We start from the raw sequence: 6,833 nt of genomic DNA, 5'->3' as shown, positions 1-6,833 counted from the left end.
CCACCGGGTTGATCTGCTGGAATTGCTCGAAGTGGCGGAACACCGAGACCGACTCGTGTTCGAGGTCAATCCCCAAGCGTTTGGCGGAGATGGCTACGCGGCGTACGTAAGGGGAGTCCAGCATGCCGATCAGTTTCATGACGCGTTCCTTCAAGTCGAACCGGTGGGAAGGCATAACCTACCAGAGCCTGGTGGAAATGCCTGCTTCTTCAACGTGAGTTTTAGCTTGAGTCGATATCTAACATAGAACATCAAGCAAACTAGAGTCTCCCACACGAATGGGCTGTAATTTGACTAACCTAGTTTTGTATTCCAGGCATATACACCTATGATAACCGGGGCAGCATATAAGAATAAGGTAATAAGTATCCGCGCTAGCAGCCAAAGACAAGCTTGAATTTTTTCAAAACCTACAGGGACCCTGCTTGTGAGCCCATGGGAGAAAACGCGCGCAATACGATCATCTATTTCAAGATGGTTTTCAGCTTCAGATAAGATGCTGTGATATTGCATCTGGTGCTCACTTGACGTGCCGTTGTTGTGTTGGATGTCTCTATATAGCTTGTGAAGCTTTAAATAGTTGTCGCGCATCAGCATGGCTCGACCACGAAAATCTCTGTTTGCTACTGCAAGTGAAACTCCCAGTAACGCTACGGATAAAATAGTCGCAAGTATGTCGGTATTCTCTCCCATTACTTTCGGGTAGCGAACCGTCAAAACCGCAAGTATGGTGCTTAATATGGCATACCAGACTAGGAGGAGCTGGGCGTGAAAATCTAGCCAAGCTAATCTCTTGTGAGCTTGAATGCGCGCTTTGTATGTGAACCATACATTGTCTTTCATATCTTATTGCCTAAATGTTAAGGTGCGTTGACTTGGGGTAGATATTGATTGTTTTATGGTTGTAAGGATGATTTGTAGAATGCTTGTTTTATCTTCTTTGCGATATCTTGGCTTTCAATATGTATTCCGATTTCATCAAGATCGTTACCGGACGCTGAAGCGGATAGCCAGTTTAAGCTTGTAATTACTGCATTATCATCATCCCAGGTTAAAATTTTTGCGTGTGTTATGGGGGGTGAGGTTTTGCTAATATTTACGTTGAGTTCTTTAATTGATTTTGAAATTGCATTTGCGCCTTCTTCGGTGAGCCCTCCACATGTTTTGCTGTAGAAAATATTTGCTACTATTGTTCGGTTACTGTTGGTAGATGTGGTGATCGGCTCCATAATTGGCCTCTTCGCTATGTGGCTGAACTGATGGCTACATATAAATATATCTTGTTCGGCGCAGTCTCTGGCTTTTCTGACTAGTTCGTAATGATCGTTTTTGAGTATTAGACGGGCTGTGGTGATTTGTTTCTTGTTCGGAACAGCTAAAGTGTTTTTATTTAGGGAGTTGGCGAGTAATGAAAGTTCTCTGCTAAATAAATTCGAGACTTTTGATGCGCCGCGTACTAGATCGCTTGAAATTTTAATAACTTCCGCGACAATGCTTTGATTGGAAAGCTGTACGGATGCCTCGAAAAGATTGAAATTGCTATTTAACCAGTTACATGATCCGAGTAACGCGGAGTAAGCTCCATAATCCCTGTCATAGATGATAAATTTTGAATGTGACTCTGTTGGGTCGAGATGGATATTTATTAGTGTGTCCAAACCTTCAATATGTATTTTTTCAATCAAGTTAGCAAGGCAGTCTCTAGTTTTTTGGTATGACTTCAGCGCGTCTTCCTCAGTTGGTTCAACTTGACCCCAAAGGATATCAATTTTTACAGAGCGCCTAGCTAAAACAAACAAAGAATTTGAAATGGAAGCCAAGTTCGTTGGGTTGATAAAGGTAGAGTGAATAATAAGTCTCGACTTAGCTTCCGTTAAAGCTTCGTTTAGCGCTATTTTATGTTCGTCGGCGCCAAGTATTAGCTCGTATTCATCATCCTCAAGTGAGTGTGACATATAGCTTCTATGTGTGCTTTTTCCTTGGAAGGTGTGTTTGCTATATTCCTTGTTATTTTGGTCGATGGCTGCGAATAACTCTAAGGTTTCATGAGCAGCTTCGATTACCTGTTCGCTCAATTCTGTTGACATATTTGGAGGGGCATTACCTATTTTGTCCGAGTCGTCCACGGAGATCAGTGCATATTTAGTTTGATCTTTAGAAAATTGAATGTACGAGTCATCTATTGCGATGATTTCCTCGTCGCGATCTGATACACAATTAAATATGTCAGTGTAACTTGCTTCGGTGGTCATGGTTTTGAAATCTAAGACCGTAATAGGGCTGTCTTTAGATTGAATTAGCTCGTCTATTCTTTTTTTACTGTAAAGTTGAAATGTCTGTTGTCTATGACCCGTCCGATAGCAATCTCCCGTGCTTGGGTCTATTATATATTGTCTAGTTGAGATTAATGGTTCTTTATCTAATGGCAGATTCTCCAGTCTTGCTACTATAATGCCTCGGTCGGTTGCTTTGAATACGTACTCGGAGTCAGTGGTGGCTAGTTCGAGCCAACCTGCCTTCATTAATGGTATTAGTATCTCAATTACCAAGCGCTTAGGTAGGCAAGATAATAAAGATAATTGGTTTGCAGATAACGGATTTTTAACGATCTCCTGTAAGAGCAAGTGGTCAATCGCTCCCCATCGTTGCCCCTTTAATATTTTGAATCTCTGTTGTTCAAAGTGAAAAGGTACAACAACATATGCAGTGGGGCGCTGATTCATGTTTAATTACCATCCTTGTTAAGCTTGTGGTTTACTAGGTTTTATGGTTTGTATGTGGTTGGTTTTCGATTTGTGATGTCGGAACCTTTAATCAAGCTTAGTATCCCGATATCTTTAAAGTGTTCTAGGTTTGCAACAAGGCGTGGTAGGAAGTCTTTTATTTGGTTAAGGTCATCTTGTTGTTTGTGTTTTTTATAGTCCCCTCCCCAAGCTTTCAGTAAGTTGTAAGATCCAACAATAATAAGCTTGTAGCGGGCTCTGCTTAGTAATACATTCATTCGTCGCTCATCAGATAGAAAACCAAGAGCCCCCCGTAGAGTGGGATTTCCGTTATTTCTGACAAGTGAAACAATTACAATGTCTGCTTCGCTGCCTTGGAATGCGTCAACGGTGCTACAAAAGTCAGAGTGATCGTCCGCGGGTTCGAATTCCGAGAGATGGGTGAAGGCAGGTCTTAACTTACCTTGTGTATAAATTGTTCTCGATATTCTGCCGACCTGCTCAGCGTAGGGAGAGAGAATGGCAATTTTAGTTTTTGATTTTGAATTGGGGTTGGCGGTCAGTAATTTCAATATTGAAGAAATCATATTTCTTTCTTCTGTGTTGTGCCAGCGAGGAAGCTGCTCTCCTTGTTTCATATTTTTTGTTGTCTGGATGTCAGGCATGTCAATCCAGGTCAATGGCGCAGAATTTGATAAAGTATTAGTTTGGTCAATAAGATATGGGAGAGGAGTCTTTGGATTTTTGTAACTTTTCTCTTTGTCTGGATCTGTTTTAAGTTTGTCCTGGTAAAAGACGCGAGAAATTAGTTTGGCTATGTCTGGATGCATTCTATGCTGATATTCCAACATACTCCCTATTGCGATTCTTCCATTTTCTGAGCCGTATTTCTTTTCGTGTAATAATTTTTCTACTATTTCGTCCTCGACAAGGCTTTGGAATAGCATGAAGTATTTAGAGGCGGATCTACCTATTTGTGTAATGCTTTCGTCGGAAAAACTCATGTCGTCAAGGAATGACTTTGCTATGGCTCCACGAACCTTGGGGTGCAAAATATACTCACTGTCACGCAATATTGATTTCAATTTCTGTGGGTCAGATAAAATGGTAGTGATTTCGTTAGACCGATATGGAGGGAGCTGCTTATGGTCTCCAATCATCAGCCTTCGGTGGGAAAGTAATAATGGGCTTATAAGTTCGAGTCCTGTGACCTTGCCGGTTTCTTCCATGATCGTCCAATCGAACTGAGCACGGTCATGAATCATTCGTTCCACTTGTTCAGAGTTTGTTGTTGAAAAAACCATATTTGCGCAGCGAAGTAGTTGGTTTATCAGGGGGTATCGTTTGTATATTAGACCGCCGAGCATCTGGCGGACTTCAGATTTGATGTCGACTGATTCAGAATTAAGATAAATGGAACTGGTCATGAATTTTTCTATATATTGCTTGGATTTGTCATCGGCATCCATGAGTGATGTTTCATCATTTTTATCTTGTTTGCTGCAGCGTATTACAATGAAATCACTATCGTCTTCTTTGTTTAAGGAGCGACAGACTTCATGGTAAAGATGTTGCACAGTAGAGTGACTCTGTGCTGTCAATAACAGCCTGCTATCTGATTCGTGTTCAAACTGTTGTTTTACTAATGTTGAAACTAAAAAAGTTTTTCCAACTCCGGGTGGTCCTTGAACTAAATACAAGGGAAGAGTGGATAAAGTCTTGTTGAACGCTTTTTGTTTGGATATGTCTAGTTCTTGAGTAAGCTTTGGATTTGGTGGTGGCGAATTCAGAGGGGTAGCGTATTTTTGGGGTGAGATCAGTACATCTAGTAGCTCAGAGTGGCAGGCTAAAGTTTCTAATGCTTTAGTTCTTCTGCTTAGCTGGCGAAGAGTTCCTTGCAGAGAATTTGGTGCAATGTAGTAATTCGCTTGATAAGGGAGCTGAGTTCGAGATGTGAAAATGTATATCGTGATGCCATCTTCACTTATGTAGGAGTCGGCGAATGTTAATATCGTTTCCTCTTCCTCTTTGCCGAAACCATTTCCGCTGACTAAGCTCCAAACTAGTGTTTCTAATTCGCTCTCGTCTCGTTTAAGTATTTTTTCAAGCCGGGTTGCAGGTGGTTCAATATTCAGTGGTTTGGATATGCGTTCAACTTCTTCTGAGAACTTGCTACATATATGAATTAACCAGTTTTCTGTGTCCGCTTCTGCTTTTATTATTTCAACAGGGAAAATGTCCGCTCTGGCATATGCCACCTCTGTAAGGTGACAAGCGATAAAACCGTTAATTAGGTTTTGCTGCTCTACACTTTTTAGTGATTCTTGATTTTCAAATTTATTAAAAATAGAGACCCAAGAGCTATCCTCTTCCTTCGAGGCCGCATCACGGCATTGTTGATAAGCTTCTTTTATTGAGATTATGGAGATCTTACTGCTGTTCAATGATGATGTTTTTAAATTCTTGGTCGGTCTTACTGGTAATTCTGTACGAGCAAGGTGGCAGACGGCGAAATCCCACGTTGATTCGTCGCTAAATCTATTGGGTTTAAAAGGTTCAAGCTGATAGTATAATTCACTTCCTTTTAGAAAAAATGATTCTGTTTTGTCTGAGTCCGATATTCTAATTATTTGTGATGAATCACGTATGTCGTCCTCAACGAATCTTTTGAGTTCTACGATGTTTGTTTTATCTAAAGTTATGCCAAATTTTATTTTGTATATTTCCTGAATTTTTGCGGTTACACTATTTTTGTTTTTTGTTGCGTCCGGGTTTTCTGAGATTTTTAAGACGAGTTTGAAGGGTGGGGAGTGTCGGGAGGAGCTTTTATCCAGTGCGTCCATTATTTCAATAATTGTGTTTTTGACAAAGTCTCCGTCTAGATTTTCAAAGCTCGAATTGGGGCGGAAAGGTATGATGCCTATTAGTTTTCTGATTAAATTAACTTCGATTAACATTAATCCTGACTGTTCAGATATTTCTCTTGCTGGTATCTGGGCGTCATTTAGTTTTTCATGGTCTACTCTTAGTATTCTTGAAATAACTCGTCCGAGATCTTTCCAATCATTGCTAAATGAGTGGGTTGCTTTTTCTTCTGAATTTTGTATTTTTTGATTTGGAGAGTTGGCTAACCCCGGAACGCGCATTGACCATTCAAAGCCGGTAAGCTGAAAGTCTTTCCCGTCATGACGCAAGGTCGAACTAGTTAGAATTGCATCCTCGTCAAGTTGGCGATGGAGTAGGCCTTGAGAGTGCAGTATATCTATGGCGTCAGATATTCTTATTATGTTTTTCCAGAATAAAGACCTGGATGAAGGTTGTTTGAGCTTCTTTATCCAGTGCGGACTTCGCAACATTACTCTGTTGTTCAATATCTGTGATATAGGGATTCTTTCTTGAGAGTCGAGAATTAAATAGAATCCATCAGGATCTCGTCCATGCTCCACAAGCGTTGCAATTAGATCTTCTGCTCCCGGATAACCCTTTAATCGGTGAAGTTGGCGCAACTCATGTAGCCAAATTGATTCAACTTCCTTATCTTGAATTTTCTGAGATCTTTTCCAATGTTTTACTAGAAATAGCTCACCATCTTTTTCGGCGCTATAAATAGTTGGTCGATCAGAGATGCTATGAGTGGAATTTAGGGGCTGTTCGTCAATGTCATATAAACTAAGAAAATTTTCTTTCACAGAATCCATAATCAGCTCCATTGATTTGTCAAATAAATACCCTAGCAGAATGGATCCAAAAATAGTAGAAGCCTAATGCCACTATTTTCGTGATTTATCATCAGAGAATCTTTTTCATCACCACAGGTGTTTTAGTCGTGTTACCGCCCACGGAGTACAAAGCGTCGATCCGATCGCAGTGGTAGCTAGGCGGTAAAGCTCCGGAGTCGCGGTGAGGCGGATGCCGGGCAGAGGCAAGATGTTGAGAGCACTGTTCGGCGGGCTATTTGGCTTGTGGCGTACGGTTTCGAGAAGTCGAGAATGAGGGTCGAGTCCATCAGGACCACGCCGTCGTCGAGGATCAGTGTGGGCGCTTTGACCACCGGGTTGATCTGCTGGAATTGCTCGAAGTGGCGGAACACCGAGACCGACTCGTGTTCGA

At 41.3% G+C, this 6,833-nt stretch carries 4 protein-coding genes and 1 pseudogene; all 5 read right to left on the bottom strand.

What is annotated here, in order from left to right; genetic code table 11:
• On the bottom strand, positions 1 to 139 hold a 139-nt coding region (locus M9827_RS19695), incomplete at its 3' end, for a glutathione S-transferase N-terminal domain-containing protein (RefSeq protein ID WP_250606874.1).
• Positions 140 to 294: 155 nt separating this feature from the next.
• Positions 295 to 843, bottom strand: coding sequence for an SLATT domain-containing protein (locus M9827_RS19690; RefSeq protein WP_250606733.1), 549 nt, complete (start codon positions 841 to 843; stop codon positions 295 to 297).
• A gap of 53 nt (positions 844 to 896) precedes the next feature.
• Positions 897 to 2,723: a phospholipase D-like domain-containing protein gene (locus M9827_RS19685; protein WP_250606732.1), complete on the bottom strand. Its 1,827-nt coding sequence runs from the start codon at positions 2,721 to 2,723 to the stop codon at positions 897 to 899.
• Positions 2,724 to 2,764: 41 nt separating this feature from the next.
• On the bottom strand, positions 2,765 to 6,421 hold the full coding sequence (locus tag M9827_RS19680) for an AAA domain-containing protein (RefSeq protein WP_250606731.1): 3,657 nt from the start codon (positions 6,419 to 6,421) through the stop codon (positions 2,765 to 2,767).
• Between the two features lie 281 nt (positions 6,422 to 6,702).
• Positions 6,703 to 6,833 (bottom strand): annotated as a pseudogene (locus M9827_RS19675) (glutathione S-transferase N-terminal domain-containing protein); the annotation flags it as partial.

It is taken from the genome of Pseudomonas sp. AKS31, from assembly GCF_023634765.1.
Lineage (GTDB): Bacteria > Pseudomonadota > Gammaproteobacteria > Pseudomonadales > Pseudomonadaceae > Aquipseudomonas.
This window is presented reverse-complemented; position numbering and strand designations above follow the sequence as displayed.